25 protein-coding genes are annotated in these 24970 nt (G+C 71.3%); 10 read left to right on the forward strand and 15 right to left on the reverse strand.

Features of this window, described 5'->3' with window-relative positions; all coding sequences use genetic code 11:
- Nucleotides 1-30 precede the first annotated feature (30 nt).
- Nucleotides 31-207 (forward strand): DUF1427 family protein, encoded by a 177-nt coding sequence (locus B079_RS33745; RefSeq protein WP_018545303.1) that lies wholly within the window; start codon nucleotides 31-33, stop codon nucleotides 205-207.
- A 252-nt stretch (nucleotides 208-459) separates the two neighbouring features.
- Nucleotides 460-1617 carry an EstA family serine hydrolase gene (locus B079_RS0108240; protein WP_018545304.1) on the forward strand — a complete coding sequence of 386 codons (1158 nt, stop codon included), beginning with the start codon at nucleotides 460-462 and terminating at the stop codon, nucleotides 1615-1617.
- A gap of 71 nt (nucleotides 1618-1688) precedes the next feature.
- Here the strand turns inward: B079_RS0108240 and B079_RS0108245 are convergent, their stop codons facing one another.
- Nucleotides 1689-2711, reverse strand: coding sequence for an NADP-dependent oxidoreductase (locus B079_RS0108245; RefSeq protein WP_018545305.1), 1023 nt, complete (start codon nucleotides 2709-2711; stop codon nucleotides 1689-1691).
- Nucleotides 2712-2805: 94 nt separating this feature from the next.
- Here B079_RS0108245 and B079_RS0108250 point away from each other — a divergent pair, with 94 nt between their 5' ends.
- Nucleotides 2806-3261 carry a MarR family winged helix-turn-helix transcriptional regulator gene (locus B079_RS0108250; protein WP_018545306.1) on the forward strand — a complete coding sequence of 152 codons (456 nt, stop codon included), beginning with the start codon at nucleotides 2806-2808 and terminating at the stop codon, nucleotides 3259-3261.
- A gap of 43 nt (nucleotides 3262-3304) precedes the next feature.
- Nucleotides 3305-4108, forward strand: a complete 804-nt coding sequence (locus B079_RS0108255) for an EI24 domain-containing protein (protein WP_018545307.1) — start codon at nucleotides 3305-3307, stop codon at nucleotides 4106-4108.
- Nucleotides 4109-4298: 190 nt separating this feature from the next.
- Here the strand turns inward: B079_RS0108255 and B079_RS31545 are convergent, their stop codons facing one another.
- The 3 genes from B079_RS31545 to B079_RS0108270 all read right to left on the reverse strand — a co-directional run bounded on the left by B079_RS31545 (nucleotide 4299) and on the right by B079_RS0108270 (nucleotide 6705).
- The gene (locus B079_RS31545; protein ID WP_018545308.1) at nucleotides 4299-4733 is read right to left on the reverse strand and encodes a cyclic nucleotide-binding/CBS domain-containing protein; all 435 of its coding nucleotides are present in this window, start codon (nucleotides 4731-4733) and stop codon (nucleotides 4299-4301) included.
- A gap of 97 nt (nucleotides 4734-4830) precedes the next feature.
- Nucleotides 4831-5808: an aldose epimerase family protein gene (locus B079_RS0108265; protein WP_018545309.1), complete on the reverse strand. Its 978-nt coding sequence runs from the start codon at nucleotides 5806-5808 to the stop codon at nucleotides 4831-4833.
- A gap of 15 nt (nucleotides 5809-5823) precedes the next feature.
- Nucleotides 5824-6705 carry an SGNH/GDSL hydrolase family protein gene (locus B079_RS0108270; protein WP_018545310.1) on the reverse strand — a complete coding sequence of 294 codons (882 nt, stop codon included), beginning with the start codon at nucleotides 6703-6705 and terminating at the stop codon, nucleotides 5824-5826.
- 266 nt (nucleotides 6706-6971) lie between these two features.
- Between B079_RS0108270 and B079_RS0108275 the strand changes: the two genes are divergently transcribed.
- The gene (locus B079_RS0108275) at nucleotides 6972-7466 is read left to right on the forward strand and encodes a DUF3145 domain-containing protein (protein ID WP_026248476.1); all 495 of its coding nucleotides are present in this window, start codon (nucleotides 6972-6974) and stop codon (nucleotides 7464-7466) included.
- Between the two features lie 394 nt (nucleotides 7467-7860).
- Here B079_RS0108275 and fabF read toward each other — a convergent pair whose 3' ends face one another.
- The 5 genes from fabF to B079_RS0108305 all read right to left on the reverse strand — a co-directional run bounded on the left by fabF (nucleotide 7861) and on the right by B079_RS0108305 (nucleotide 12840).
- Nucleotides 7861-9123 (reverse strand): beta-ketoacyl-ACP synthase II, encoded by a 1263-nt coding sequence (fabF, locus tag B079_RS0108285; RefSeq protein ID WP_018545313.1) that lies wholly within the window; start codon nucleotides 9121-9123, stop codon nucleotides 7861-7863.
- A gap of 97 nt (nucleotides 9124-9220) precedes the next feature.
- On the reverse strand, nucleotides 9221-9469 hold the full coding sequence (locus B079_RS0108290; protein ID WP_018545314.1) for an acyl carrier protein: 249 nt from the start codon (nucleotides 9467-9469) through the stop codon (nucleotides 9221-9223).
- An 80-nt stretch (nucleotides 9470-9549) separates the two neighbouring features.
- Nucleotides 9550-10581 carry a ketoacyl-ACP synthase III gene (locus tag B079_RS0108295; protein WP_018545315.1) on the reverse strand — a complete coding sequence of 344 codons (1032 nt, stop codon included), beginning with the start codon at nucleotides 10579-10581 and terminating at the stop codon, nucleotides 9550-9552.
- 16 nt (nucleotides 10582-10597) lie between these two features.
- Nucleotides 10598-11545, reverse strand: a complete 948-nt coding sequence (locus tag B079_RS0108300) for an ACP S-malonyltransferase (RefSeq protein ID WP_018545316.1) — start codon at nucleotides 11543-11545, stop codon at nucleotides 10598-10600.
- 89 nt (nucleotides 11546-11634) lie between these two features.
- Nucleotides 11635-12840 carry a PucR family transcriptional regulator gene (locus B079_RS0108305; RefSeq protein ID WP_018545317.1) on the reverse strand — a complete coding sequence of 402 codons (1206 nt, stop codon included), beginning with the start codon at nucleotides 12838-12840 and terminating at the stop codon, nucleotides 11635-11637.
- 105 nt (nucleotides 12841-12945) lie between these two features.
- On the opposite strand from B079_RS0108305, the gene B079_RS0108310 reads away from it, so the two are divergent.
- Nucleotides 12946-13596: a pirin family protein gene (locus B079_RS0108310; RefSeq protein ID WP_018545318.1), complete on the forward strand. Its 651-nt coding sequence runs from the start codon at nucleotides 12946-12948 to the stop codon at nucleotides 13594-13596.
- A 6-nt stretch (nucleotides 13597-13602) separates the two neighbouring features.
- Here the strand turns inward: B079_RS0108310 and B079_RS0108315 are convergent, their stop codons facing one another.
- Together B079_RS0108315 and B079_RS0108320 are read right to left on the reverse strand one after the other, a co-directional pair.
- Entirely contained in the window at nucleotides 13603-14424 is an 822-nt protein-coding gene (locus B079_RS0108315) for a serine hydrolase domain-containing protein (protein WP_018545319.1), read from the reverse strand.
- A 19-nt stretch (nucleotides 14425-14443) separates the two neighbouring features.
- The gene (locus B079_RS0108320) at nucleotides 14444-14917 is read right to left on the reverse strand and encodes a GNAT family N-acetyltransferase (RefSeq protein WP_026248477.1); all 474 of its coding nucleotides are present in this window, start codon (nucleotides 14915-14917) and stop codon (nucleotides 14444-14446) included.
- A gap of 96 nt (nucleotides 14918-15013) precedes the next feature.
- Here B079_RS0108320 and B079_RS0108325 point away from each other — a divergent pair, with 96 nt between their 5' ends.
- The gene (locus tag B079_RS0108325) at nucleotides 15014-15481 is read left to right on the forward strand and encodes a MerR family transcriptional regulator (protein WP_018545321.1); all 468 of its coding nucleotides are present in this window, start codon (nucleotides 15014-15016) and stop codon (nucleotides 15479-15481) included.
- The gene (locus tag B079_RS0108330; protein WP_018545322.1) at nucleotides 15478-16494 is read left to right on the forward strand and encodes an aldo/keto reductase; all 1017 of its coding nucleotides are present in this window, start codon (nucleotides 15478-15480) and stop codon (nucleotides 16492-16494) included. Before B079_RS0108325 ends, B079_RS0108330 begins: the two co-directional genes overlap by 4 nt.
- A 29-nt stretch (nucleotides 16495-16523) precedes the next feature.
- Here the strand turns inward: B079_RS0108330 and B079_RS0108335 are convergent, their stop codons facing one another.
- The 3 genes from B079_RS0108335 to B079_RS0108345 all read right to left on the reverse strand — a co-directional run bounded on the left by B079_RS0108335 (nucleotide 16524) and on the right by B079_RS0108345 (nucleotide 19457).
- A complete protein-coding gene (locus tag B079_RS0108335; protein ID WP_018545323.1) occupies nucleotides 16524-17396 on the reverse strand; it encodes a DUF4429 domain-containing protein in 873 nt (290 codons plus the stop codon).
- A 67-nt stretch (nucleotides 17397-17463) separates the two neighbouring features.
- The gene (locus tag B079_RS0108340) at nucleotides 17464-18684 is read right to left on the reverse strand and encodes an alpha/beta hydrolase (RefSeq protein WP_018545324.1); all 1221 of its coding nucleotides are present in this window, start codon (nucleotides 18682-18684) and stop codon (nucleotides 17464-17466) included.
- 146 nt (nucleotides 18685-18830) lie between these two features.
- Nucleotides 18831-19457, reverse strand: coding sequence for a TetR family transcriptional regulator (locus B079_RS0108345; RefSeq protein WP_018545325.1), 627 nt, complete (start codon nucleotides 19455-19457; stop codon nucleotides 18831-18833).
- 114 nt (nucleotides 19458-19571) lie between these two features.
- Here B079_RS0108345 and B079_RS0108350 point away from each other — a divergent pair, with 114 nt between their 5' ends.
- Nucleotides 19572-21188: an MFS transporter gene (locus B079_RS0108350; protein ID WP_026248478.1), complete on the forward strand. Its 1617-nt coding sequence runs from the start codon at nucleotides 19572-19574 to the stop codon at nucleotides 21186-21188.
- 124 nt (nucleotides 21189-21312) lie between these two features.
- On the opposite strand, the gene aceE is transcribed toward B079_RS0108350, so the two are convergent.
- A complete protein-coding gene (gene aceE / locus B079_RS0108355) occupies nucleotides 21313-24060 on the reverse strand; it encodes a pyruvate dehydrogenase (acetyl-transferring), homodimeric type (protein ID WP_018545327.1) in 2748 nt (915 codons plus the stop codon).
- Between the two features lie 437 nt (nucleotides 24061-24497).
- Between aceE and B079_RS0108360 the strand changes: the two genes are divergently transcribed.
- Nucleotides 24498-24938 (forward strand): DUF3052 domain-containing protein, encoded by a 441-nt coding sequence (locus tag B079_RS0108360; RefSeq protein WP_018545328.1) that lies wholly within the window; start codon nucleotides 24498-24500, stop codon nucleotides 24936-24938.
- Nucleotides 24939-24970: the final 32 nt, after the last annotated feature.

Consider the following 24970-nt stretch of genomic DNA (forward strand, 5'->3'; position numbering starts at 1 on the left):
TATCGGCCCGCCGGAAACGGGGGAGTCAAGGTGGACTACGCCGTGTCCTTCGGGGCCGGTGCGGGCATCGGCGTCCTGTACGCCCTCCTCCGGGTCACCCCGCCCGCACCGCCGTTCCTGTGCCTCATGGGGCTGGCGGGCATGCTGACCCGCTTCCGCCCCCACCNCCCCGACAACACCCCCCGAAAACCACCCCCCGAAGCCTGACGCCCTCGGGTTCTGCGCGCAGGGCGCACGCCGCACCCCGAGGCGCACGGACCGGCCACGGCACGCGCCACCCGCTTCCGCACGCCTTCGCCACCCCGTACCACCCCCGTGCCATCGGCCATCCGGGGTATCGGAGACACCAACCGGGGTCCGGCACGGTTGAGTCGAAGAGGTACATCTCGCCGTACACGAACCAGTGGAGCGCCCCGCACGGGGAGAGGGCGTCGGCAGCGGCTCAGTGGAGGAGAACGGATGAGTCAGGAGATCACCGTCCAGGGCACGGTCGCCGAGGGCTTCGAGGCGGTACGCGAGGAGTTCGCCGCCTTCGTCTCCGGTGAACGCGCGGACTACGAAGGCCAGTTGTGCGCCTATGTGCATGGCAGGAAGGTCGTCGACCTGTGGGCGGGCGACGGCGTCGACGGCAACACGCTGTACGGCGTCCACTCGTCCACCAAGGGCGCCGCCCATCTCGTCGCCGCCCTGCTGGTGCAGGACGGCACGCTGGAACTGGACCGCAAGGTCACCTACTACTGGCCGGAGTTCGGCGTCGAGGGCAAGGGCGCGCTCACCCTGCGCGATCTGCTGGCCCACCGCGCCGGACTGATCGGCACGGACACCGGCTTCAGCCCGGCCGAGCTGGCCGACGACCGCGCGCTGGCCGAACGCCTCGCCGACCAGCGGCCCTTCTGGCGCCCCGGCACCGCCTTCGGCTACCACGCGGTGGTGATCGGCGCCCTGACCGGCGAGGTCGCCCGCCGCGCGACGGGCCGTACGCTCCAGGAGCTGTACGAGGAGCGGGTCCGCGTCCCCTACGGGCTCGACTTCTACCTGGGCCTGCCCGCCTCCCGCGAACCCCGCTTCCGCAGCACCCAGCCGATGGTGCTCACCCCCGTGCAGCAGGCCGAGTCCGAGGCACGGCCGTCAGGACCGCACACCCTGGAGGCCATCGCCTACAACCTGCACGCCGCCGAGCCCACCGACCTCGAATCCGTGCCCAACGACCGCACCCTGCGCGCCAGAGGACCCGCCTCGATCGGCGGTGTCGCCTCGGCGCGCGGTCTCGCCGGGATGTACGCGGCGATGATCAGCGAGGTGGCCGAGAAGGCACCGCTGCTGAAGGCCGACACGGTCGCCGAGTTCGGACAGCCGCACTCGGTCGGCTACGACCTGGTCGGCCGCGTCCACAAGACGTTCGGCCTCGGCTTCCAGATCACCGCCGACACCCACTACCCCTTCCTCGGCGCGGGCACCATCGGCCACAGCGGTGCCGCCGGCTCCCAGGCCTTCGCGGACCCACGCAGCGGCCTCGCCTACGGCTACACCCGCCGCCGCTTCGCCTACCCCGGCGGCGCGGCCCCGGAGAACGACCGCCTGGTGGCGGCGGCGCACCGGGCGGCGCTGGGACTCTGACCCGCGCGAAGAGCGTACGACGGAGGCCGCACCCCCCCCATGCACGGGTGCGGCCTCCGGTACGTACGACCTCAGAGCTTGACGACCATCTTGCCGATGTTCTCCCCCCGCAGCAGACCGAGGAACGCCGACACCGCGTTGTCGATGCCGTCCACGACCGTCTCGCTGTACTTCAGCTCGCCCGAGGCGACCCAGGGGCCGACCTCGCGGACGAACTCGGGCTGGAGGTCGTAGTGGTCGCCCACCAGGAAGCCCTCCATGCGGCCCCGGGTCTGGATCAGCCGGGCGAGGTTGTTCGGACCGGGGGCGGGCTCGGTGTTGTTGTAGACCGAGATCATGCCGCAGATGGCGATGCGGCCGTGCAGCCGGAGCGAGCCGAGGGCGGCCTGGAGGTGGTCGCCGCCGACGTTGTCGAAGTAGACGTCGATGCCGTCGGGCGCGGCCTCGCGCAGCTGCGCACTCACCGGGCCGTCCTTGTAGTTGAACGCGGCGTCGAAGCCGTACTCGTCCACCAGGAGCCGTACCTTCTCGTCGGACCCGGCCGAGCCGATGACCCGGGCGGCGCCCTTCAGCCGGGCGATCTGACCGACCTCGCTGCCCACGGCACCGGCGGCGCCCGAGACGAAGACGGTGTCGCCCTCCTTGAAGGAGGCCACGCGCAGCAGACCAGCGTACGCGGTCAGGCCGGTCATGCCGAGCACGCCCAGGTAGGCGGAGAGCGGCGCGGCCTGCGGGTCGACCTTGGCGGCGCTCTTCGCGTCCACCGCCGCGTACTCGCGCCAGCCGAGGAAGTGCAGCAGATGGTCCCCGACCTCCACGCCCTCGGCGTTGGAGGCGACGACCACGCCGACGGCCCCGCCCTGCATGGGCTCACCGAGGGCGAAGGGCTCGGCGTAGGACTTGGCGGCACTCATCCGGCCCCGCATGTACGGGTCCACCGAGAGGTACTCGTTGCGTACCAGGACCTGGCCCTCGCCGGGCACCGGCATCGGGACCTCGACCAGCGCGAAGTCCTCGGGCTTCGGCCAGCCCACCGGACGGCTGAGCAGATGCCACTCGCGGCTCACGGCGGGCAGGGCGGGGGAGTCGGACATGAGGGGCTGACCTTCTTCCAGAATGCTTCAGTACCTGAAATAACCATGCGCCTGAATATTTCATGCTGTCAAGTAACGCGGTATCCTGGAGCGCATGTCCCCCTCGTCCGCGTCATCCGCCCAGGAGCGGCGCCGTGCCGCCGACCCCCTCACCCTCGAGGTCGTCGAACTGATCGGTGACGTCGTGGCCCGCTTCCACGCGGACTACGACGAAGCGGCGGCAGCCCACGCCCTCACCGGCCCGCAGGCCCGCCTGCTCAGCCTGCTCGCCCTCGAACCGCTGCCGATGCGCCGCCTCGCCCAGCGGCTCAAGTGCGAGCCGTCCAACGTCACCGGGATCGTGGACCGCCTGGAGTCGCGCGGCCTGGTCGAGCGCCGCCCCGACAGCGGCGACCGCCGGGTCAAGCTCGCCGCCGCCACCGAGGAGGGGCTCAGCGTCGCCCGCGACCTGCGCGAGGGCCTGCGCTTCGCCCGCGAACCGCTGGCCGGGCTCTCGGACGAGGAGCGCGGCTCCCTGCGGGACCTGCTGCGCCGGATGCTCTCGGCCTGATCCGGGCGTGGCCCCGCCCGGCCGGTTGGGTAAAGTCCTCGCCATGCGCGATCTCGGGGTGGGGTTCCGTCATCTGCTGCGCGGCCAGCGCTGGGTGACCCGGCACGGCGGACGGTACGGCTACGGGCTGCTGCCCGGCCTGATCACCCTCGTCCTCTACACGGCCGCGCTCGTCGCGCTCGCCGTGTGGGGCTACGACGCCGTCACCTGGGCGACCCCGTTCGCCGACGACTGGTCGAGCCCCTGGCAGCGCCTGTTCCGGGACGTCCTCGCCGTCGTCCTCTTCGCGCTCGTCCTGCTGCTCGCGGTCCTCACCTTCACCGCGGTCACCCTGCTCGTCGGCCAGCCCTTCTACGAGAGCCTGTCCGAGCGGTGCGACGAGGACGTCTCGCCCGACGGCACCGCGCCCCGCTCCGAGCTGCCCCTGTGGCGCGAGCTGTGGATCTCGGCCCGCGACAGCCTGCGGGTGCTGGCCCGCGCCTGTGTGTGGGGCGTCCTGCTCTTCGCGCTCGGTTTCCTGCCCGTGGTCGGGCAGACGGTGGTCCCGGTCGTCGGCTTCTTCGTCACCGGCTTCTTCCTCACCGAGGAACTGGCCGCCGTCGCCCTCCAGCGCCGGGGCCTGGACCTGCGCGCCCGCCTGGCCCTGCTGCGCTCCCGCAAGAGCCTGGTCTGGGGCTTCGGCGTCCCGCTCGGCCTCGCCTTTCTGGTCCCGGTCGTCGCCGTCTTCCTGATGCCGGGCGCCGTCGCCGGAGCCACCCTCCTCGCCCGCGACCTCCTGGACGAGGAGACCACCGAGGACCGCCCGGAACCCGAACAGCCCGAGGCGGACCGCCCGGTCACCGCCTGAGCGGCCACGGTGAAGTCGTGCGGGTGTGTGAAAGGTTCGTACGGAACCACCCCCGCACCCCCGTCCGGCGTCCCCCGCGCCGCCCCCGCCCGTTACCGTCGGAGGCGGGACACGTCCCTCGACGAGCAGCCCCGGTCCGGAACCTGACAGCTGGACCGGGGCTCGTCGCATCCCACGGGCGCCGCGCCCCTCAACGGATCTCTTCGTCCGTCGTGCGGGCGTGCTCCGGCGTCGGCGCGTCGATGCGCCCAGGACGCCCCTGGATGGCCGGGTCGCCCGCGTTCACCACGCCCACCGGGACGCCGTTCTCCATGACGACGGCCTGGCGCACGGAGTGCTCGCGCATCTTCTGGGTGACGACGTCCAGACCGTCCTCGACGTCCACGATCACCAGGTCATCCTGGACCGCCTCGCCCATGGTCAGATTCTCGGCGTCGGCGCCGTCCGCGAGCACCCCGCTCAGCAGGTCGTGATCGCTGACCAGCCCGACCGGGTTCCCGTCCGCCACGACGAGCACGACGTCGACCCCGCCGTCCCGCATGGTCCGGGCCACCGACGTCACCGAAGCACCGCTGTCGGCCGTCGTGGGGTTCCCCGTCATGACCTCGCGCAGAGTGTTGTCCATCTCCGGCCCCTCTCACCGACGCGTACGACGTTGTCCGCCACCCCGGGTACCCCGCCTGCCGCTCCCGACCCCACCGTCCCGCGCCGGGCGGGGACGGCTAGCGGGTCGAGAAGCCGTACACCGTCTCCGAGCGGTAGACCTCGCCCGGGTCGAGCCGCGTGCTGGGGAAGTCCGGGCGATGGGGGGAGTCCGGGAAGTGCTGGGTCTCCAGGGCGATGCCCTCGCCGGGGGCGAAGGGGGCGCCGAGGTGGTCGGCGGTGTAGAGCTGGATGCCTGGTTCGGTCGTGGACACCGTCAGGGCCCGGCCCGAGGCGGGGTCGTACAGCTCGGCCACCTCCTCGGCGGCGGCCGTGACGCCCTTGTCCAGGACGAAGTTGTGGTCGTAGCCGGACCCGGTCTTGCGGGCCGCGCGGAAGTCGAAGCGGGTGCCGGTCACGTCCGCCGGGTCGCCCTCCGGGATCAGGTCCGCGTCCACCGGGGTGTACCGGGAGGCGGCGAGCCGCAGTTCATGACCGCCCGCGTGCCCGGAGCCCGGCCCGCCGAGGTTCCAGTACGTGTGGTTGGTGAGGTTCACGATCGTCGGCGCGTCCGTCACCGCCTCGTAGGCGATCCGCAGCGCGCCCGAGGCGTCCAGCGTGTAGGTGGCGGCCACCTCCAGGCGGCCCGGGAAGCCCTCCTCGCCGTGCGGGCTGACCCGGCTCAGGCGCAGGCCGTGCTCGACCGGCGCCACGTCCCACACCCGCCGGTCGAAGCCCTCCTCGCCGCCGTGCAGCGAGTGGGGGCCGTTGTTGGGCGCCAGCGCGTACGTCCGGCCGTCCAGCGGGAAGCGGGCGCCCGCGATGCGGTTGGCGTACCGCCCGACCAGGGCGCCCAGATACGGCCCCCGGTGCGTCAGATAGTCGTCCAGGGACGGGAATCCCAGGACCACGTCCGCCGGGCGGCCCTCCCGGTCCGGGGTCTCGACGGACTGCACGATCCCGCCGTACGACAGCACGCGCACCCGCGTCCCGCCGCGCTCCAGCGTCCAGCGGTGCACCGGGGCCCCGTCGGAAAGTGTGCCGAAAAGTTCGCCCATGTGGGAAACCTTAGGTCACGGTCGCTCCGCCGTGACCGTGCGGTACGCGATCTCCGCGAGCCTGGCCTGACCGCTGCGGCTCGGGTGGAACCAGTCCCAGCGGCTGAGCTGGCCGGTGCCGAAGCGGTAGTCGAAGACCGCGTTGCCGTCGAACCGGCAGCGCGGGTCGCTCGCGCACACGTCCTCCAGCGCCGCGTTGTAGTCCTCCACCCGCTGCTGGACCTTCTCGCGCCGCCGGGTGGCCGCCGCCGTCAGATCGTCGGCCGCGCCCAGCATCGAGGGGCAGATGCCGAGCTTCCACACCTGCTTGCCCAGCGGGTCCGTGCGCCCCGTCGACCACAGCCGCTGGAGATTGGGCACGCTCGCGACGTACACCTGCGTCCTCGGCAGCGTCGTGCGCAGCGTGCGCAGGGACTTCGCGAAGTCCGCGCGGAACTCCTTCACCGGGGTCATCGCGGACACCGAGGCACGGCAGGCGTCGTTCGCCCCGACCATCACCGTCACCAGCTCGGGCCTGCGCGCGGCGGCCCGGGCCAGCTGACCGGGCAGGTCGGCCATGCGGGCGCCGGTCACCGCGTAGTTCCAGCTGTACTCCGCCGCCTTCACGGGCCCGAGCAGCCGCACCGCGAGGCTGTCCACCCCGGCGTCGCTGCCCGTCGCCCAGGAGACCTCCGGGCAGTCGGAGAACACCGAGCAGGCGTCGAAGCCGCGGGTGATGGAGTCCCCGACGGCGGCGATCGAACCGGGGCTGCGGTTCCACACCGGCGCGGGCTTCGCGGGGGCCCGGGACACGCCCGTACCCGCGTGATCACCCCGGATGGAGTCACACCCCGTCGCCAGCACGGCCGCCGTCAGCACCGCGACGGCGGCCCGTACCCGGTGGCCTCGCTTCCGCATCCTGGCTGATCCCCTCGCTCGTCGGTGCAGCTCCGGCAGGTGCGCCCCCCTCATGACAACGTGCCGCGGTTCCCGCCCCGCCCGCAGGGAACGGCACACCCCTGTACAAGCGTCCCCCTGGGTGAATGGCAAAGGTTTCCTGGCACCGGGACCGACGGTACGTCACACTCCTTGCACCGCCGCACGGTAGCCTCGCCCTCAACGCGGCCGTCGCCCCACTGCCGCCGGTCAGTCCGCAAGATGTCCCGCTCAGCCCGGAGGTTCCGGTGACGACACGTGGAGTTCTGTACGTGCACTCCGCGCCGCGCGCGCTCTGCCCGCATGTCGAGTGGGCCGTCGCCGGGGTGCTCGGCACGCGCGTCAACCTCGACTGGATCCGGCAGCCCGCCGCCCCCGGCACCTGGCGCTCCGAGTTCTCCTGGAAGGCCGAGGCCGGTACCGCCTCCAAGCTCGCCTCGGCGCTGCGCGGCTGGCAGATGCTCCGCTTCGAGGTCACCGCCGAGCCCAGCGCCACCGCCGAGGGCGAGCGCTACAGCTGCACCCCCGACCTCGGCATCTTCCACGCCGTCACCGGCATCCACGGCGACATCCTCATCCCCGAGGACCGGCTGCGCGCGGCCCTGCAGCGCAGCAAGCACGGCGAGACCGACCTCGAGTCCGAACTCGCCAAGCTCCTCGGCAAGCCCTGGGACGACGAACTGGAGCCCTTCCGCTACGCGGGCGAGGGCGCCCCGGTCCGCTGGCTGCACCAGGTGGTCTGAAACCTCCCGCACGTCTCCCGCCCGGCCCGGCCCACGACCGGCCGCACCCGGGCGTCCTGACGGCGGTCCTGGTCAGCGCCGAGATCGCCCGGTGGCACCGCCCCCGGGCCTGTGCCTCGGGGCCGCCGCCGTCGCCTCCCTGCTCTGTCCGAGCGCCTTCACGGCCGCCGCCGTACTGCCCGTACGGGACGGGAAGGGCGCCCCGCCGCCGCAGGCCCGTACCGACCCGCCGTGTGCACGGGCAACGCGATGCTCTGCGTGCGCCGACTGGCGGGCCCTCAGGTGGCGGCGATCGCGCCCGTGGCCTGGGTCATCACGGTGATGCTCATCGGTGACACGACGACGGCCCGGTCTCCGACGAGCGGAGACCGGGCCGTCACGGCGTCACGACGCCTCAGATCGTCCTGAACGCCAGGACCACGTTGTGGCCGCCGAAGCCGAACGAATCGTTCAGCACGGCGATACGGCCCTCGGGGAGCGTGCGCGGCTCGCCGACGACGACGTCCGCGTTGACCTCGGGGTCCAGCTCCGTGACGTTGATGGTCGGCGGGGCCGTGCGGTTGACCAGGGCCAGGATCGACGCGACGGTCTCGATGCCGCCCGCGCCGCCCAGCAGATGACCGGTCATCGACTTGGTGGCGGAGATCGCCATGTGGTCGACGTCGTCCCCGAACACCTTGCGCAGCGCCTTGACCTCGGCCACGTCGCCCTGCGGCGTCGAGGTGGCGTGCGCGTTGACGTGCACGATCTCCGACGGCTTCAGGTCGGTCGAGTCCAGCAGGTTCTGCAGCGCGTGCGCGATGCCGTTGCCCGAGGGCTCCGGCTGCGTGATGTGGTGCGCGTCGGCGGAGATGCCCTGACCGACCGCCTCGACGTAGATCCGGGCACCGCGCGCCTTGGCGTGCTCCTCGGACTCCAGCACGATCACACCGGCGCCCTCGCCGAGCACGAAGCCGTCACGGCCCGCGTCGTAGGGACGCGAGGCGCCCTCGGGGTCGTCGTTGTTCTTGGACATCGCCATCATGTTGCCGAAGGCCACGATGGGAAGCGGGTGGATGGCGGCCTCGGTACCACCGGCCACGACCACGTCCGCACGCCCGGTGCGGATCATCTCGATCGCGTACCCGATGGCCTCCGCGCCCGAGGCGCAGGCCGACACGGGGGTGTGCACACCGGCACGCGCGCCCAGCTCGATACCGACGTTGGCCGCCGGGGAGTTGGGCATCAGCATCGGCACGGTGTGCGGGGAGACGCGGCGTACGCCCTTCTCCTTGAGCACGTCGTACTGGTCGAGCAGGGTCGTCACACCGCCGATGCCGGAGGCGATGACCGCGCCGAGCCGGTCGGGGTTGACGGCCTGGTCCTCGCCCGCCCTGGCGGTGAAACCGGCGTCCTGCCAGGCCTCCTTGGCCGCGATCAGCGCGAACTGCGCCGAGCGGTCCAGCTTGCGGGCCTGCGGGCGGGGGATGACCTCGCCGGGCTCGACCGCGATACGCGCGGCGATCTTGACCGGCAGCTCCTGTGCCCAGTCCTCCTCCAGGCGGCCGACGCCGGACCGGCCGGCGAGCAGGGCCTCCCAGGTGGAGGGCACGTCGCCACCCAGCGGTGTGGTTGCGCCGATACCGGTGACGACCACGGTGCGATTGGTCGGGCTCACGGGAATTCTTTCTCCAACGATGCGGGAATCTACGGCGCCACCGCCGGGTGGCGGGGCCTTGCGGCCTCGGGACCTCGCGGCCCGGGGCCTACGAGCCTCAGGCCTGGTGCTTGAGGATGTAGTCGGTGGCGTCACCGACGGTCTTGAGGTTCTTGACGTCCTCGTCCGGGATCTTCACGTCGAAGCGCTCTTCGGCGGCGACGACGACCTCGACCATGGACAGGGAGTCGACGTCGAGGTCGTCGGTGAAGGACTTGTCCAGCTGGACGTCCTCGGTGGGGATGCCGGCGATCTCGTTCACGATCTCGGCAAGGCCCGCGACGATCTCTTCCTGGGTGGCGGCCATGTCAGGCGCTCTCCTTCTTCGATGTTCAGACAGTAAGTGGCATTTTCCCCGCATCGGACCGATGGTCCGGCACGGAGTGCCTAGGGGAGGGTAACGACCGTGGCGGCGTAGACCAGACCCGCCCCGAATCCGATGACGAGCGCCGTGTCGCCGCTCTTGGCCTCGCCGGTCGCCAGAAGCCGCTCCATCGCGAGCGGGATCGACGCGGCCGAGGTGTTGCCGGTGGTGCGGATGTCACGGGCGACCGTGACGTGCTCCGGCAGCTTGAGGGTCTTCACCATCGAGTCGATGATCCGCACATTGGCCTGGTGCGGGATGAAGACGTCCAGGTCGTCCGAGGTGATCCCGGCCGCGTCCAGCGCCTGCTGGGCGACCTTCGCCATCTCGAACACGGCCCAGCGGAAGACCGCCTGGCCCTCCTGCGTGATCGCGGGGAACTTGACGTTCCCCGCGCTGTCCTGGGGGAGTTCGGACGCGTCGGCGGTCGCGAACCTGTCCCACGGGACGGTCTGCTTGATGGTGCCGGCCTTGTCGCCCTCCGAGCCCCACACCGTGGGGCCGATGGCGGGCTCCTTCGACGGGCCGACCACGACCGCGCCCGCGCCGTCGCCGAACAGGAAGGCCGTCGCGCGGTCCTCCAGGTCGGTCAGGTCGCTCAGCCGCTCCACGCCGATGACGAGCACGTACTCGGCGGAACCTTCCACCACCATGCCCTTGGCGAGGGTCAGGCCGTAGCCGAAGCCCGCGCAGCCCGCCGAGATGTCGAACGCGGCGGCCTTGTCGGTGCCCAGCTTGTCCGCGATCTCGGTGGCCACGGCCGGGGTCTGGCTGAAGTGCGAGACCGTGGAGACCACCACGGCGCCGATCCGGTCGGCGTCGATGCCCGCGTCGGCGATGGCCTTGCCCGCCGCCTCGACCGACATCGCGGCGACCGTCTCCTCGGGGCCCGCCCAGTGCCGGGTCTCGATGCCGGAGCGGGAGCGGATCCACTCGTCGGAGGAGTCGATCTTCTCCAGGATCACCTCGTTGGGCACCACCCGGGTCGGGCGGTAACCGCCGACACCGAGGATGCGCGCATACGGGGCGCCCTTGCTGGGCCTGATCTTCGCCATTGCCATGGGCTCCTTGTCAGACCCCCGCCGCGTCGGCGGCAGGAGTCACGGTCTCGGCGATGAGCGCGCGCGCCGCGTCGAGGTCTTCGGGGGTCTTCAGCGCCAGCGTCCGCACGCCCGGCAGGGCCCGCTTGGCCAGGCCGGTCAGGGTGCCGCCCGGGCACACCTCGATCAGCGCGGTGACGCCGAGTTCCTTGAAGGTCTCCATGCACAGGTCCCAGCGGACCGGGTTGGCGACCTGGCCGACCAGCCGCTGAAGCACCTCGGTGCCCGTCGCGACGGTCTGCCCGTCCTTGTTGGAGACGTAGGTGAACGCCGGGTCGGTGGGCGCCAGGGAGGCGGCGGCCTCGGCCAGCTTCTCCACCGCGGGCGCCATGTGCAGGGTGTGGAAGGCGCCGGCCACCTTCAGCGGGACGACCTTGCGGACGCCCTCGGGCTTGTCCTCGTTCAGCGCGGCCAGCTGCTCCAGCGTGCCCGCGGCGACGATCTGGCCCGCGCCGTTGATGTTGGCCGGGGTCAGGCCCAGCTTCTCCAGGTGCGCGACCGAGACCTCCGGGTCGCCGCCGAGCAGCGCCGACATGCCGGTCTCGGTGATCGCGGCGGCCTCGGCCATGGCCAGCCCCCGCTGCCGGACCAGGCGCAGCGCCTCGGTGTCGTCGAGCACGCCGGTGATCGCGGCGGCGGTGATCTCGCCCACGCTGTGACCCGCGACCGCGCCCGGCGCGATCGTCGCGATGTCACCCAGTGCCGCGGCGGACAGGATTCCGGCGGCGACCAGCAGCGGCTGCGCCACCGAGGTGTCGCGGATCGCGTCCGCGTCGGCCTCGGTGCCGTAGTGGACCAGGTCCAGGCCGATGGCGTCCGACCACGCGGCGACACGGTCGGCGGCACCGGGCAGTTCGAGCCAGGGAGTCAGGAAGCCGGGCGTCTGGGCGCCCTGGCCGGGAGCGACGAGTACGAGCACTCTCACACTCTCTCTTGGGGACGGCCTGCGCCGCCCGTGAGGACAGGGACGAAGAACACGAAGGGCTTTTGTGGAGCCCGGACAAAAAGCTAGAGCTGGGCGTCTCCATCGGTCAGCCGCCCCAGGATCAGGGCGATCCGCAGCGTGAACGCGGATCGTACATCGGAAGGTGACCAGCCGGTGACGTCAGTCACACGTCGGAGCCGGTAGCGGACGGTGTTCGGGTGAACGAAGAGCATCCGCGCCGCGCCCTCCAGGCTGCTCGCCTGCTCCAGGTAGACACTCAGGGTCTCCAGGAGCGCCGAGCCCGCCTCCTCCAGCGGTCTGTAGATCTCCTCCACCAGCTGCTCGCGCGCGCCCGGATCGCCCGCGATGGCGCGCTCGGGCAGCAGATCGTCGGCCAGCACCGGGCGGGGCGCGTCCTGCCAGGCGGAACACGCCTTGAGTCCGGCCGCCGCCGCCTGCGCGGAGCGGGTCGCGGCCTGGAGGTCGGGCACCACGGGCCCCGCGACCACGGGCCCCGCGGCGTACGGGCCGATCAGCGACTTGGCCACCGCGAGCGGATAGGCGCTGCCGCCCGCGATCACCACGAGCCGGTCCCCGAGCACCCCGGTGAGCACCTGGAGCTTGGCGTGCCGGGCGGCGCGCCGGATCGCCTCCACGGTCAGCTCGCTGTCGCCCTCGGGCGCGGTGCCGAGCACCACGCACACATGCTCCGGGGAGTTCCAGCCGAGCGCGGCGGCCCGGCTGACGGCGCCCTCGTCGGCCTCGCCGCTGAGCACCGCGTTCACCACCAGGGACTCCAGGCGCGCGTCCCAGGCACCGCGTGCCTCGGCGGCCTGGGCGTAGACCTGGGCGGTGGCGAAGGCGATCTCCCGGGCGTACACCAGCAGGGCCTCGCGCAGCACGCGCTCGTCGCCGGGCGCGGCCACCTCGTCGATGGCGCTCTCCATGACCTCGATGGTGGTGCGCACCATCTCCACGGTCTGGCGCAGCGTGATCGCCCGGGTCAGCTCGCGGGGCGCGGTGCCGAACACATCGGTCGAGATGGCCTGGGGCGCGTCCGGGTGCCGGAACCACTCGGTGAAGGCGGCGATGCCCGCCTGGGCGACGAGCCCGATCCAGGAGCGGTTCTCCGGTGGCATCGCCCGGTACCACGGCAGGGTGTCGTCCATGCGCGCGATGGCCTGTGCGGCGAGATTCCCGGAGGACTTCTCCAGCCGCTTCAGGGTCGCGGAGTGCGGGTGGGCGGCATGACGTGCGGGATCGCTGCTGTGGGATTCGGGTTCGGGCACGGGGACAAGAGTGCCTTATCCGGCGGGGGCCGTGCGTCGCCGGGTCCTGCCGAGTGCCCGGCACCGGGGCCCGGGGCGCCTTTCCCGGGGACTACCGTGGGCCCTGTGATCGAGGTACGGCGCGCAGACGAGCGGCAGCACGGAGGCGACCCGGAGGCCGGGATCGACTCCCGCCACGCCTTCTCCTTCGGCCCGCACTACGACCCGGACAACCTGCGCTTCGGCGCGCTCATCGCCTGCAACGAGGAACGCCTCGCCCCCGGCGCCGGTTTCGCCGAGCACCCGCACAGCCACACCGAGATCGTCACCTGGGTGACCGAGGGCGAACTCACCCACCGCGACTCCACGGGCCACGCGCGCGTGATCCGCCCCGGTGACGTACAACACCTCAGCGCGGCGGCGGGCGTCCGCCACTCCGAGCGCAACGAGGGCGCGGTCCCGCTGGTCTTCGTCCAGATGTGGCTGGCTCCGCGTGCGCCCGGTGGGGAGCCGTCGTACGCGGTCGTCCGGGACCTGGCCGGGCCGTACGCGGTGCCCGGCGCGGGCGCGACCCTGCGGGTGCTGCGCCCGGCGGCGGGGGAGCGGACCGCGCTTCCCGACGGTCCCTTCCGCTACGTCCATGTCGTACGCGGCGAGGTGCGGCTCGCAGGCGACACCCTCGGCCCCGGCGACGCGGCGCGGATCACCGGCGCCCGGGGCCCGGAGCTGGCCGGGGTGACGGAGGCCGAGGTCCTGCTGTGGGCGATGGAGTCCTAGGCCCGCTCAGCGCCGGAACTCCGCCAGCACCGCGTCCGTGAAGGGCGGCCACGCCTCGATCGCCCACGGTCCGAAGGCGCGGTCGGCCAGGGCGACCGTGGCGAGTCCCGCGTCCGGGTCCACCCACAGGAACGTGCCGGACTGGCCGAAGTGGCCGAAGGTGCGGGGGGAGGACGAACTGCCGGTCCAGTGCGGGGACTTGGTGGAACGGATCTCGAAGCCGAGGCCCCAGTCGTTGGGGTTCTGGTGGCCGTAGCCGGGCAGGACGCCCTTGGTGCCCGGGTACTGCACGGTCATCGCCTCGGCGACCGTGCGCGGGTCGAGCAGCCGGGGTGCCTGGATCTCCGCCGCGAAGCGCAGCAGGTCCTCGACGGTGGAGACGCCGTCCTTGGCTGGGGAGCCCTCCAGCGAGGTCGCGGTCATGCCCAGCGGGTCGAGCACGGCCTGGCGCAGATACTCCGCGAAGGGGATGTCGGCCGCCTTGGCGATGTGGTCCCCGAGCTGCTCGAAACCGGCGTTGGAGTACAGCCGCCGCTCCCCGGGCGCCGCCAGGCTGCGGTGCTCGTCGAAGGCGAGGCCCGAGGTGTGGGCGAGCAGATGGCGGACGGTCGAGCCGGGCGGCCCCGCAGGCTCGTCCAGCTCGATCGCCCCCTCCTCGTACGCGACGAGCGCCGCGTAGGCGGCCAGCGGCTTGGTCACCGAGGCCAGCGGGAAGCGGTGCCCGGCGGGGCCGTGGGTGCCGAGGACCGTCCCGTCGGCGCGCACGACGCCCGCGGCGGCGGTGGGAACGGGCCAGTTCTCGATCAGTGCCAAGCTGTGCGACGACATGCCCAGGAGCCTATGCGGGTCACAGGACCAGCTCCATGAAGGGGTCCGGCTTCGGCCGGAAGCCCAGCGACTCGTACAGCGGCAGGGCCTCGGCGGAGGCGGTCAGCTGGATCTTGCCCGCACCCCGCTCGCGGAACCACTCGAGCAGCCCGTCCACCACACAGGCGCGGGCGTACCCCCGGCGGCGGGTGCCGGGATCGGTGGCCACGCTGAAGACGAAACCGACCGCGCCCAGGGGGTTGGTCGGGTGGCCGATCCGGTACTCCACCGTCCCGGCCGCGAGCGCGGCCAGTGCCCCGGGCCGCTCCGGATGGTCCACCACGAAGGCCGCGAAGGGCCCCGCCGGATCGGCCAGCCGCTCACGCAACGTGGGCAACGACTGATCGTGCCACGCCCCGGCAGCGGGGTGCGGCGAGATGGCGTCGATCATCACCTGGCGCAGGCGCAGCACTTCCCGCGCGTCCTCGGGCACGGCCCGTCGTACGAGACTCATGGCAGGGCACGCTAATGGCCGACTACCGCGCCCGTCCCGGTATTTGTCGCTGAACGCGCTTGCTTGGAGTGCGCTCGAAGGTCATAGCGTGGGGGCATGACGGTGATGCAGACCATGCAAGCGGCCACCGAGGAAGTCACCACCCCCGACATCTGTGCTCCGGCCGCCCAGCGGCGCCATCCCCGGCCCGACGGCCAGGACCGCTACACGATCAGCGAGGTCGTCGCCTTCACGGGACTGACCGCGCACACCCTGCGCTGGTACGAGCGGATCGGTCTGATGCCGCACGTCGACCGGTCGCACACCGGCCAGCGCCGCTACCGCAACCCCGACCTGGACTGGCTGGACCTCGTCACCAAGCTGCGCCTGACCGGGATGCCGGTGGCCGACATGGTGCGCTACGCGGAACTGGTCCGCGAGGGGGAGAACACCTATCCGCAGCGCAAGGCCCTGCTCGAGGACACCCGCAGGGACGTGCTGACCCGGATCGCCGAACTGCGCGACACGCTCGCCGTGCTCGACTTCAAGATCAGTGTGTACACGACGGAGGGAACCGACCGATGAGCGACGCCAGGATCGCGTCCGTACGCCTCGGCACGGACGGACCGGAGGTCGGCGTCCAGGGCCTGGGCTGCATGGGCATGAGCTTCGCCTACGGCCCGGTGGACACCGACGCCTCGCGGGCCACGCTCGACCGCGCCCTGGAGCTGGGCGTCACGCTGTTCGACACGGCGGACGCCTACGGCGCGGGGGACAACGAGCGCTTCCTCGCCCCCTTCTTCAAGGCCCACCGCGACGAGGTGGTCATCGCCACCAAGTTCGCCCTGTCGATCCCGGCGGACGACCCGACCAAGCGGATCATCCGCAACGACGCCCCCTACATCCGCCAGGCCGTCGAGGCGAGCCTGAAGCGGCTCGGCGTCGACGAGATCGACCTCTATTACATGCACCGCCGCGATGTGGACGTGCCCCTGGAGGAGAGCGTCGGCACCATGGCGGAGCTGGTGCGCGAGGGCAAGGTCAAGCACCTGGGCCTGAGCGAGGTGACGGCCGACGAGCTGCGCACCGCGCACGCCCTCCACCCCATCGCCGCCGTGCAGTCGGAGTGGTCGCTGTTCAGCCGGGACATCGAGGCGCACGTGGTGCCCGCCGCCCGTGAGCTGGGCGTGGGCCTGGTGGCGTACTCCCCGCTCGGCCGGGGCTTTCTGACCGGCGCCTTCACCGACGCGGCCAAGGAGCTGTCCACCGACGACTTCCGCCGTACCCACCCCCGCTTCACCGGCGACAACGCCGCCGCCAACGCAGCCCTGCTGGAGCCGGTGCGCAAGGTCGCCGAGGCGCACGGGGTCTCCCTCGGCCAGGTCGCCCTCGCCTGGGTCCAGCAGCAGGCGGCCGTCTGGAACCTGCCCGTCGTCCCGATCCCGGGCACCCGCAAGCCGAGCCGGGTCACCGAGAACGTGGCCGCCGCCCACCTCGTGCTCAGCGACGAGGAGCTGGCCCTGCTCGAGCCGATCGCCGGTCAGGTGGCGGGCACCCGGTACGCGGACATGTCGTTCAGCTCGGCGGGCCGCGAGTAGGACGCGCGAGGGGTGCGCCCGGCGGAGCGTTACAGCTCCGCCAGCAGCTCGGCCTTCTTCGCCGCGAACTCCTCGTCCGTGACCAGCCCGGCCTGGTGCAGCTCCCCGAGATGCCGGATGCGTTCGGCGATGTCGGCGGGGTCGCGCCGGGCCGGGTCTGCCGCGCGGGCGGCGGCGGTCACGGCGGGCACCGGCGCGGTGCCGCACTCCCGGACGGCGGCCAGCACGGCCGCCGCGAAGGGCAGCGACTCGTGCACCGGGCCATAACCCAGCCCGAAGACGACCGCCGCCGGGTCCTGGTCGGCCTGCGCGGGCGCCGCACCGGCGCTCTCGGGCCGCAGCAGCCGCAGATGCCCCTCGAAGACCTCCGGCGAGCGCCACTCGACCCCGGACAGCTCCGACACCGCAAACTTCTGGTCCCCGGCCTTCCACTTGGCCGAGGACGCGCCGGTCCAGGACCAGCGGAACCGCACGCTCGTGCCGTCGAAGGACGCCTTGCCGTCGTACGCCTTGAACTGGAGCGGCGGCTCGGGCGCGCCGATCAGATACCCGTCCACCGGACCGGACTCGGTCAGCAGCACCTTCAGCTCGTCCGCGTAGTACTCGGCCAGGGTCTCCCGCTCGGCGGGCAGCACCAGCCGGTACGGATCGGAGCCCTCGGGCAGCTGGCCCGCGGCGGCCTCCATCAGCGGGTCGGCCCCCGCGCGCGGCTGGAGCCGCAGCGCGACCGTGCCCCGTCTGCCTCGCGTCAGCGTCACGCCCTCGAGGGCGGCCAGCGGGACACGCCGCTCACCCAGGGCCTGAAACAGTTTCGGTGTCCGTATCCCCCGTTCGTAACGGATGAGCACGGAGTCGGACTCGAACTCCCAGACGGCATGAAAACCCGCCAGTACGTCACCCATGCGGCTCATCGTATGCGGCACGTGCTCCTCCGTCGCCACCCGCGCAGACCGCACTTCCTGCTGTCTTCTACGCGCGTCCGTCCGGGGACTTCTCCGGCAGACCGGTACGGCACCCGGCGTCCCCGTGCGCACAGGTGACCGTGTCGTACGCCCCCACGCCGACCCTGGCCAGGTTGCGCAGGCTGTCCGTGCCCGGCTGGAAATAGCCGGCATGGCCCTGCGCGTCGCTCGCCGAGAGGACGCGGGCGCCGAAGGCGCGGGAGACCGGGTCGGCCCCGTGCCCGAGACCGCCGACCTCCAGATACGGCACGTCCCGCACCCAGTCGGTGGCGTCCCGCATGGCCCACACCCGGGCCCGGGTGCCCAGCTGGGCCGCCTTGGTGACCCGCATGCCGGGGCTCGCGGCCACCGCCACGTCGCTCACCCGCTGCGGCATCCCGCGCGCCGCGACCCCGCACAGCACCGAGCCGTAGCTGTGGCAGAACATCGACACCGGGGCCCGGCCGGGCAGCGCGCCCAGTAGCGCGTTCAGCCGGACGGCGCCGTCTTCGGCGCGCATCGCGGTCGCCGCGTCCACGCCGAGCCCGTCGGGCGCGGTGTAGTCGGCCCACGCGATCACGGCGGTCCGGGTCTTCGGGCTCGCCTTCCGCTCGGCCGCGTGCAGCGCCTGCGCCATGCCGACCGGGGCGGTGTACTTCCGGTTGGTCCGCTGGAAGGTGAACAGATCGGTGTCCACCCCGGGCACCACCACGGAGATCCGCTGCGCCCGGTCCAGATCGCCGAACACCTCGGCCACCCGGCCGGAGCCGTCGGGGTCGAAGGCCAGGATGTGCCGGTCGGGCCGCGCCAGCGCCGCGTAGCGCTGCATACGGCGGGCCGCGTCCTGCTGGCCGTACGTACTCAGTCTGCTGTCGTGCATCCGGCGCCGCGCGGTCTCACTCGCCTGGTCCAGCGCGACACGGTTCGCGTGATAGCGCAGGGTCACCGGGGCGCCGTTCATGTTGCCGACCGCGAGCGGATAGCGGTCGGCGAGCAGCAGGCGGTCCGCCGCGGTGAGCGAGGCGAAGAACGCCGCGAGCCGCGCCGGGGCCGAGGCGGTGGGGTCGGGCAGCCGGTGGCCGCCGATGCTGTCGCGCTCCCACTGGGCGAGCGAGGACCGCAGCGCGGTCGAGTCCCGGTGGGTGTGCAGTGCGGTCCAGCCGGTGGTCGCGAGCATCACGAACACGACGGCCAGCGCCAGCAGTGCGCGCCAGACATTGAGCTGGGGGGAGGTGCCGAAGGAAGTCACTGGGAGGACACACTAGGAGAACGGGACGGTCTCGGGGTAACCGAGTGGCAGGGATCACGTTTCGCGAGTCGAGGGACGGGTTTCGCGGATCGTAGGACGGATCGAGATCGAAATCCCGGAACGATCTCGGTGATCCGGAAACGAATTCAGACGGTCTCCCAGTTCCCGACGAGCGCCGGGCCCACCTGATCGAGGTGCGAGGCGATCAGCTCCCGCATGCACTCCAGGCTGAAGTCGTCGCCGGTGCTCCACTGCTCCTCGGTGACCCGTATCACCCCGCAGAAGACGGCCACCGCCAGCCGGGGCCGGGGATCGGTGTCCACGTCCACGCCCTCGCGCTCGGCGAGCACCCGGGCGAGGGTCTGCTCGGTCGACGCCGAGCGGCGCAGATGGGCGGCGAGCAGCGCGGGCGTCGAGCCGATCATGCGGTACATCCGCAGATACAGCCCGACCGGCACGGACGCCTCGACCGTCTCCCGGATGGCGTCCCAGTTCTCCAGGAGCGCCTGCCGCAGCGCGACCATCGGCGGCTCGTGCGGCGGCCGGTCGCGCACCGCGGCCACGAAGTGCGCCTCCGTCATGTCCTGTACGACGAAGGCCGCGTCCTCCTTGCCCGCGAAGTAGCGGAAGAAGGTGCGCTGCGAGACGTCGACCGCCTCGGCGATCTCGTCGACGGTGGTCTGCTCGTACCCCCGCGTGGTGAACAGTTCGAGGGCCGCGCGCACCAGCGCCTCGCGCGTACGCCTCTTCTTGCGCTCGCGCAGCGTCTCCATGGGCCTTCTCCTGTGAACGTCCTTCCAGCTCAGCCTATGCGCTGGGAGACACGCCGATGACCGGCAGGCGAATCGGTTTGTCAACTGTCAGTGACTGTCACTAGCCTCGATCTCATGACTAGTCAGACCACCATCGACAAGGCGGGTCCGGGTGACGGGGCATCCGCCGACGCGTCTGCACCGACCCCGGCGGGACTTCGCGGCCATCCCTGGTTCACCCTGATCACCGTCGCCGTGGGCGTGATGATGGTGGCCCTCGACGGCACCATCGTGGCCATCGCCAACCCGGCCATCGCCAAGGACCTGCACGCGAGCTTCTCCGACGTGCAGTGGATCACCAACGCCTACTTCCTCGCCCTCGCCGTCTCCCTGATCACCGCGGGCAAGCTCGGTGACCGCTTCGGCCACCGGCAGACCTTCCTCATCGGCGTGACCGGCTTCGCGCTCGCCTCCGGCGCCATCGGGCTGTCTCACAGCATCCCCATGGTCGTCACCTTCCGGGTCCTGCAGGGCCTGTTCGGCGCGCTGCTGATGCCCGCCGCGCTCGGCCTGCTGCGGGCCACCTTCCCGGCCGAGAAGCTGAACATGGCCATCGGCATCTGGGGCATGGTCATCGGCGCCTCCACCGCGGGCGGCCCGATCCTCGGCGGTGTCCTGGTCCAGCACGTCAACTGGCAGTCGGTGTTCTTCATCAACGTGCCGGTCGGCCTGCTCGCCCTGCTGCTCGGCACGCTGATCCTGCTCGACCACCGCGCCGAGAACGCGCCACGCTCCTTCGACCTGCCCGGCATCGCGCTGCTCTCCGGCGCCATGTTCTGCCTGGTCTGGGCCCTCATCAAGGCCCCCGCCTGGGGCTGGGGCGACGGCCGCACCTGGGGCTTCATCGGTGCCTCAGCACTGCTCTTCGTGGCCTTCGCCTGGTGGGAGACGAAGGTCGCCGAACCGCTGATCCCGCTGACGCTGTTCCGCTCGGTCCCGCTGTCGGCGGGCGTGGTGCTGATGGTCCTCATGGCCATCGCCTTCATGGGCGGCCTGTTCTTCGTGACCTTCTACCTCCAGAACGTGCACGGCCTCAGCCCGGTCGACGCCGGTCTGCATCTGCTCCCGCTCACCGGCATGATGATCGTCGGCTCCCCGCTGGCGGGCCTCGCCATCACCAAGCTGGGCCCGCGCGTCCCGCTCGCGGGCGGCATGACGCTCACCGCCGTCGCGATGTACGGCATGTCCACCCTCAAGGCGGACACCGGCAGCGCCACCATGTCCCTCTGGTTCGCCCTGCTGGGCCTCGGCCTCGCCCCGGTCATGGTCGGCGCCACCGAGGTCATCGTCGGCAACGCGCCCATGGAGCTGTCCGGCGTCGCGGGCGGCCTCCAGCAGGCGGCCATGCAGATCGGCGGCAGCCTCGGCACCGCCGTCCTCGGCGCCGTGATGGCCTCCAAGGTCGACAACGACCTCGCGGGCAACTGGACCGCCGCCGGCCTCCCCAAGCTCACCCCCGCCCAACTGGGCCAGGCTTCCGAGGCCGTCCAGGTCGGCGTCCCCCCGGTCACCAAGGACATGCCCCCGGCCCTCATCGCCAAGATCACCGACGTGGCCCACGACACCTTCATCTCGGGCATGAGCCTCGCCTCCCTGGTGGCGGCGGGCGTGGCGGCGGTGGCGATCCTGGTGGCCCTCCTGACCCGCCGAGGCGAAAACGCAGAGGCAGGAGCAGGAGTGGGTCACATCTGAGTTTGGTAACTGTCGTGCTTTTAAGGGGCGCGGGGAACTGCGCGACCAGCCACGACGGTCGGACGGCCGCGCGATCACCGAACCACCAACGGCGATCGCGCGGCCACAACGAACCCGCACAGCCCTACGCGTCACCGCCGGCGGCACCCGGCGCCGCAGCCTTGACGTCCAGCAACTGATACCGATCAATCGCCTGCTTCAGCGCCGAGCGATCAATCTTCCCTTCCTTCGCCAACTCGGTCAGCACAGCGACCACGATCGACTGAGCGTCGATATGGAAGAACCGCCGAGCCGCCCCACGGGTGTCCGCGAAGCCAAACCCATCCGCACCAAGTGACTGATACGGCCCAGGAACCCACCGCGCAATCTGATCCGGCACCGACCGCATCCAGTCCGACACCGCCACAAACGGCCCCTCACCCGTGCTGAGCTTCCGCGTCACGAACGGCACCCGCTGCTCCTCCTCGGGATGCAGCAGGTTGTGCTCCTCGCAGGCCACCGCCTCGCGCCGCAGCTCGTTCCAGGAGGTCGCCGACCACACGTCGGCCCGTACGTTCCAGTCCTCGGCCAGGATCCGCTGCGCTTCGAGCGCCCACGGCACCGCGACGCCCGATGCCATGATCTGCGCGGGGATCGCGCCGGAGTCGGCGTCCTTGAGCTTGTGGACGCCCTTGAGGATGCCCTCGACGTCCACGTTCTCCGGCTCGGCCGGGTGCTTGATCGGCTCGTTGTAGACGGTGAGGTAGTAGAAGACGTCCTCGCCGTGCGGATGCTCGGCGTCGCCGCCGTACATCCGGCGCAGCCCGTCCTTGACGATGTGCGCGATCTCGTAGCCGTACGCCGGGTCGTACGCCACGCACGCCGGGTTGGTGGAGGCCAGCAGCTGGGAGTGGCCGTCCGCGTGCTGGAGTCCTTCGCCGGTCAGGGTCGTACGGCCCGCGGTCGCGCCCAGGACGAAACCGCGCGCCAGCTGGTCGGCCATCTGCCAGAACTGGTCGCCGGTGCGCTGGAAACCGAACATCGAGTAGAAGACGTAGACCGGGATCAGCGGTTCGCCGTGGGTGGCGTAGGCCGAGCCCGCCGCCATCAGGGAGGCCGTGCAGCCCGCCTCGGAGATGCCGTCGTGCAGCATCTGGCCGGTGGGGGACTCCTTGTAGGCGAGCAGCAGTTCGCGGTCCACCGACTCGTACTGCTGGCCGAGCGGGTTGTAGATCTTCGCGCTCGGGAAGAACGAGTCCATGCCGAAGGTGCGGTACTCGTCCGGCGCGATCAGCACGAACCGCCTGCCGATCTCCTTGTCCCGCATGAGGTCCTTCAGCAGCCGTACGAACGCCATGGTGGTGGCGATCTGCTGCTGACCCGACCCCTTCTTCACACTCGCGTACGCCGTGTCGTCCGGCAGCTCCAGCGGCTTCGAGCGCACGAGCCGCGTCGGGACGTACCCGCCGAGCGACCGGCGCCGGTCGTGCATGTACTGGATCTCCTCCGAGTCCCGGCCCGGGTGGTAGTACGGCGGGGCGCCGGACTCCAGCTCGCGGTCGGAGATCGGCAGATGCAGCCGGTCGCGGAAGTGCTTGAGGTCGTCGACCGTCAGCTTCTTCATCTGGTGGGTGGCGTTGCGGCCCTCGAAGTTGGGGCCGAGCGTCCAGCCCTTGACCGTCTGCGCCAGGATCACCGTCGGCTGGCCCTTGTGCGCCTTGGCCGCCGACATCGCCGCGAAGATCTTCCGGTGGTCGTGGCCGCCGCGCCCCAGGTGCAGGATCTGGTCGTCGGTCATGTTCTCGACCATGGCGCGCAGCCGCTGGTCGTCGCCGAAGAAGTGCTCGCGGATGTATGTGCCGGACTCGGTGGCGTACGTCTGGAACTGGCCGTCGGGCGTGGTGTTCAGCTTGTTGACCAGGATGCCGTCCCGGTCCTGGGCCAGCAGCGGATCCCAGGTCCGGTCCCAGACCAGCTTGATCACGTTCCAGCCGGCGCCCCGGAACTGCGACTCCAGCTCCTGGATGATCTTGCCGTTGCCGCGCACCGGGCCGTCGAGCCGCTGGAGGTTGCAGTTGACCACGAAGGTCAGGTTGTCCAGGCCCTCGCGGGCGGCGATGGACAGCTGGCCCAGCGACTCCGGCTCGTCCATCTCGCCGTCACCGAGGAACGCCCACACGTGCGAGTGCGAGGTGTCCGCGATCCCGCGCGCCTGCATGTAGCGGTTCATCCGCGCCTGGTAGATCGCGCCCAGCGGGCCGAGGCCCATGGAGACGGTCGGGAACTCCCAGAAGTCCGGCATGGAGCGCGGATGCGGGTAGCTGGACAGTCCGTCGGGGTACTTCGACTTCTCCTGCCGGAAGCCGTCGAGCTGGTTCTCGGTGAGCCGGTCGAGCAGATAGGCGCGGGCGTAGATGCCGGGGGAGGCGTGGCCCTGGAAGAAGACCTGGTCGCCGCCGTCACCGCCGTCCTTGCCCCGGAAGAAGTGGTTGAAGCCCACGTCGTACAGGGACGCGGAGGAGGCGAAGGTGGCGATGTGGCCGCCGACGCCGATGCCGGGCCGCTGGGCGCGCGAGACCATCACGGCCGCGTTCCAGCGGGTCGCGTTGAGGATGCGGCGCTCGATCTCCTCGTTGCCCGGGAAGAACGGCTCGCTCTTGGTGGGGATCGTGTTGACGTAGTCCGTGCTGCGCATCTCGGGCACGGCCACGCGCTTCTCGCGGGCCCGCTCGATCAGCCGGAGCATGAGATACCGGGCCCGCTCCCGGCCGCGCTCGTCGACGGCGGCGTCGAGGGAGTCGAGCCACTCCTGTGTTTCCTCGGGGTCGAAGTCAGGAACCTGACTCGGAAGGCCGCCAATGATGATCGGATTGCGATCGGAACCGGAAGCCACGCTGTTCCTCACCTTTCGGAGGGGCCTGGGCCATTTCTTCTCCGACGACTTCGGAGTCTTCTTCTCGGGGACTTCTTGTTGAAGGACGTTCCCCATCGTGTACCTCGCCAGGGCCCGCGTCACCCCGGTCGCGGCGTTCGCCCGGCGCAAAACGCGACGATACGCCCGCCGTGTGACGTGCTCGGCAAATTTGTTCGACTGTCGTAACCAAGGATGATTCTGGAGGGGGCATAACGGGCACATCGGTGTGATGTGGTTCCCCGGCAAACGGGATACGGTGCCATAAGCCGCTGCGGCGCCGCCGCCGCAGTCACCGTTTCGGCGGTCTGGACGGCCGGGTACTTGCGCGATCCGTCCCGCCCGTGTGGACTACGGCCAATGCTTCGCGTACGCGTGGGGCTGAGTTACTTCACCAAGACATGATCAGGAGGCAACCCGTGAGCGCGACCGCGGACCACGCGGAGGAGCGGACCAACCCTGCCGCCAGGCTGGGTTTCCAGCCCGGACAGGTGGTCCAGGAGATCGGCTACGACGAGGACGTCGATCAGGAACTCCGCGAGGCCATCGAGGAAGCCGTCGAAGGCGACCTGATGGACGAGGAATACGACGACGTGGCCGACGCCGTCGTGCTGTGGTTCCGTGATGACGACGGCGACCTCACCGATGTGCTGGTGGACGCCACCACGTACATCGAAGAGGGCGGTGCCATCCTGCTCCTGACGCCGAAGACCGGCCGTACGGGGTACGTGGAGCCGAGCGACATCTCGGAGGCCGCGACGACCGCCGGCCTGACCGCCTCGAAGAGCGTCAGCGTCGGCAAGGACTGGAGCGGCTCGCGTCTGGCGACGCCGAAGGCCGCCAAGTCCGGCAAGCGGTAGGACAGCGCCGCCGAGCGGCAGGACCCCGCCGA

The sequence above is a fragment of the Streptomyces sp. LaPpAH-108 genome (assembly GCF_000373625.1).
Classification (GTDB): domain Bacteria; phylum Actinomycetota; class Actinomycetes; order Streptomycetales; family Streptomycetaceae; genus Streptomyces.

Coding starts and splice junctions, on each gene's coding strand:
- B079_RS0108240 (WP_018545304.1), top strand. CDS start 460: ATGAGTCAGGAGATCACCGTCCAGGGCACGGTCGCCGAGGGCTTCGAG.
- B079_RS0108245 (WP_018545305.1), bottom strand. CDS start 2,711: ATGTCCGACTCCCCCGCCCTGCCCGCCGTGAGCCGCGAGTGGCATCTG.
- B079_RS0108250 (WP_018545306.1), top strand. CDS start 2,806: ATGTCCCCCTCGTCCGCGTCATCCGCCCAGGAGCGGCGCCGTGCCGCC.
- B079_RS0108255 (WP_018545307.1), top strand. CDS start 3,305: ATGCGCGATCTCGGGGTGGGGTTCCGTCATCTGCTGCGCGGCCAGCGC.
- B079_RS31545 (WP_018545308.1), bottom strand. CDS start 4,733: ATGGACAACACTCTGCGCGAGGTCATGACGGGGAACCCCACGACGGCC.
- B079_RS0108265 (WP_018545309.1), bottom strand. CDS start 5,808: ATGGGCGAACTTTTCGGCACACTTTCCGACGGGGCCCCGGTGCACCGC.
- B079_RS0108270 (WP_018545310.1), bottom strand. CDS start 6,705: ATGCGGAAGCGAGGCCACCGGGTACGGGCCGCCGTCGCGGTGCTGACG.
- B079_RS0108290 (WP_018545314.1), bottom strand. CDS start 9,469: ATGGCCGCCACCCAGGAAGAGATCGTCGCGGGCCTTGCCGAGATCGTG.
- B079_RS0108295 (WP_018545315.1), bottom strand. CDS start 10,581: ATGGCGAAGATCAGGCCCAGCAAGGGCGCCCCGTATGCGCGCATCCTC.
- B079_RS0108315 (WP_018545319.1), bottom strand. CDS start 14,424: ATGTCGTCGCACAGCTTGGCACTGATCGAGAACTGGCCCGTTCCCACC.
- B079_RS0108320 (WP_026248477.1), bottom strand. CDS start 14,917: ATGAGTCTCGTACGACGGGCCGTGCCCGAGGACGCGCGGGAAGTGCTG.
- B079_RS0108325 (WP_018545321.1), top strand. CDS start 15,014: ATGACGGTGATGCAGACCATGCAAGCGGCCACCGAGGAAGTCACCACC.
- B079_RS0108330 (WP_018545322.1), top strand. CDS start 15,478: ATGAGCGACGCCAGGATCGCGTCCGTACGCCTCGGCACGGACGGACCG.
- B079_RS0108335 (WP_018545323.1), bottom strand. CDS start 17,396: ATGGGTGACGTACTGGCGGGTTTTCATGCCGTCTGGGAGTTCGAGTCC.
- B079_RS0108345 (WP_018545325.1), bottom strand. CDS start 19,457: ATGGAGACGCTGCGCGAGCGCAAGAAGAGGCGTACGCGCGAGGCGCTG.
- B079_RS0108350 (WP_026248478.1), top strand. CDS start 19,572: ATGACTAGTCAGACCACCATCGACAAGGCGGGTCCGGGTGACGGGGCA.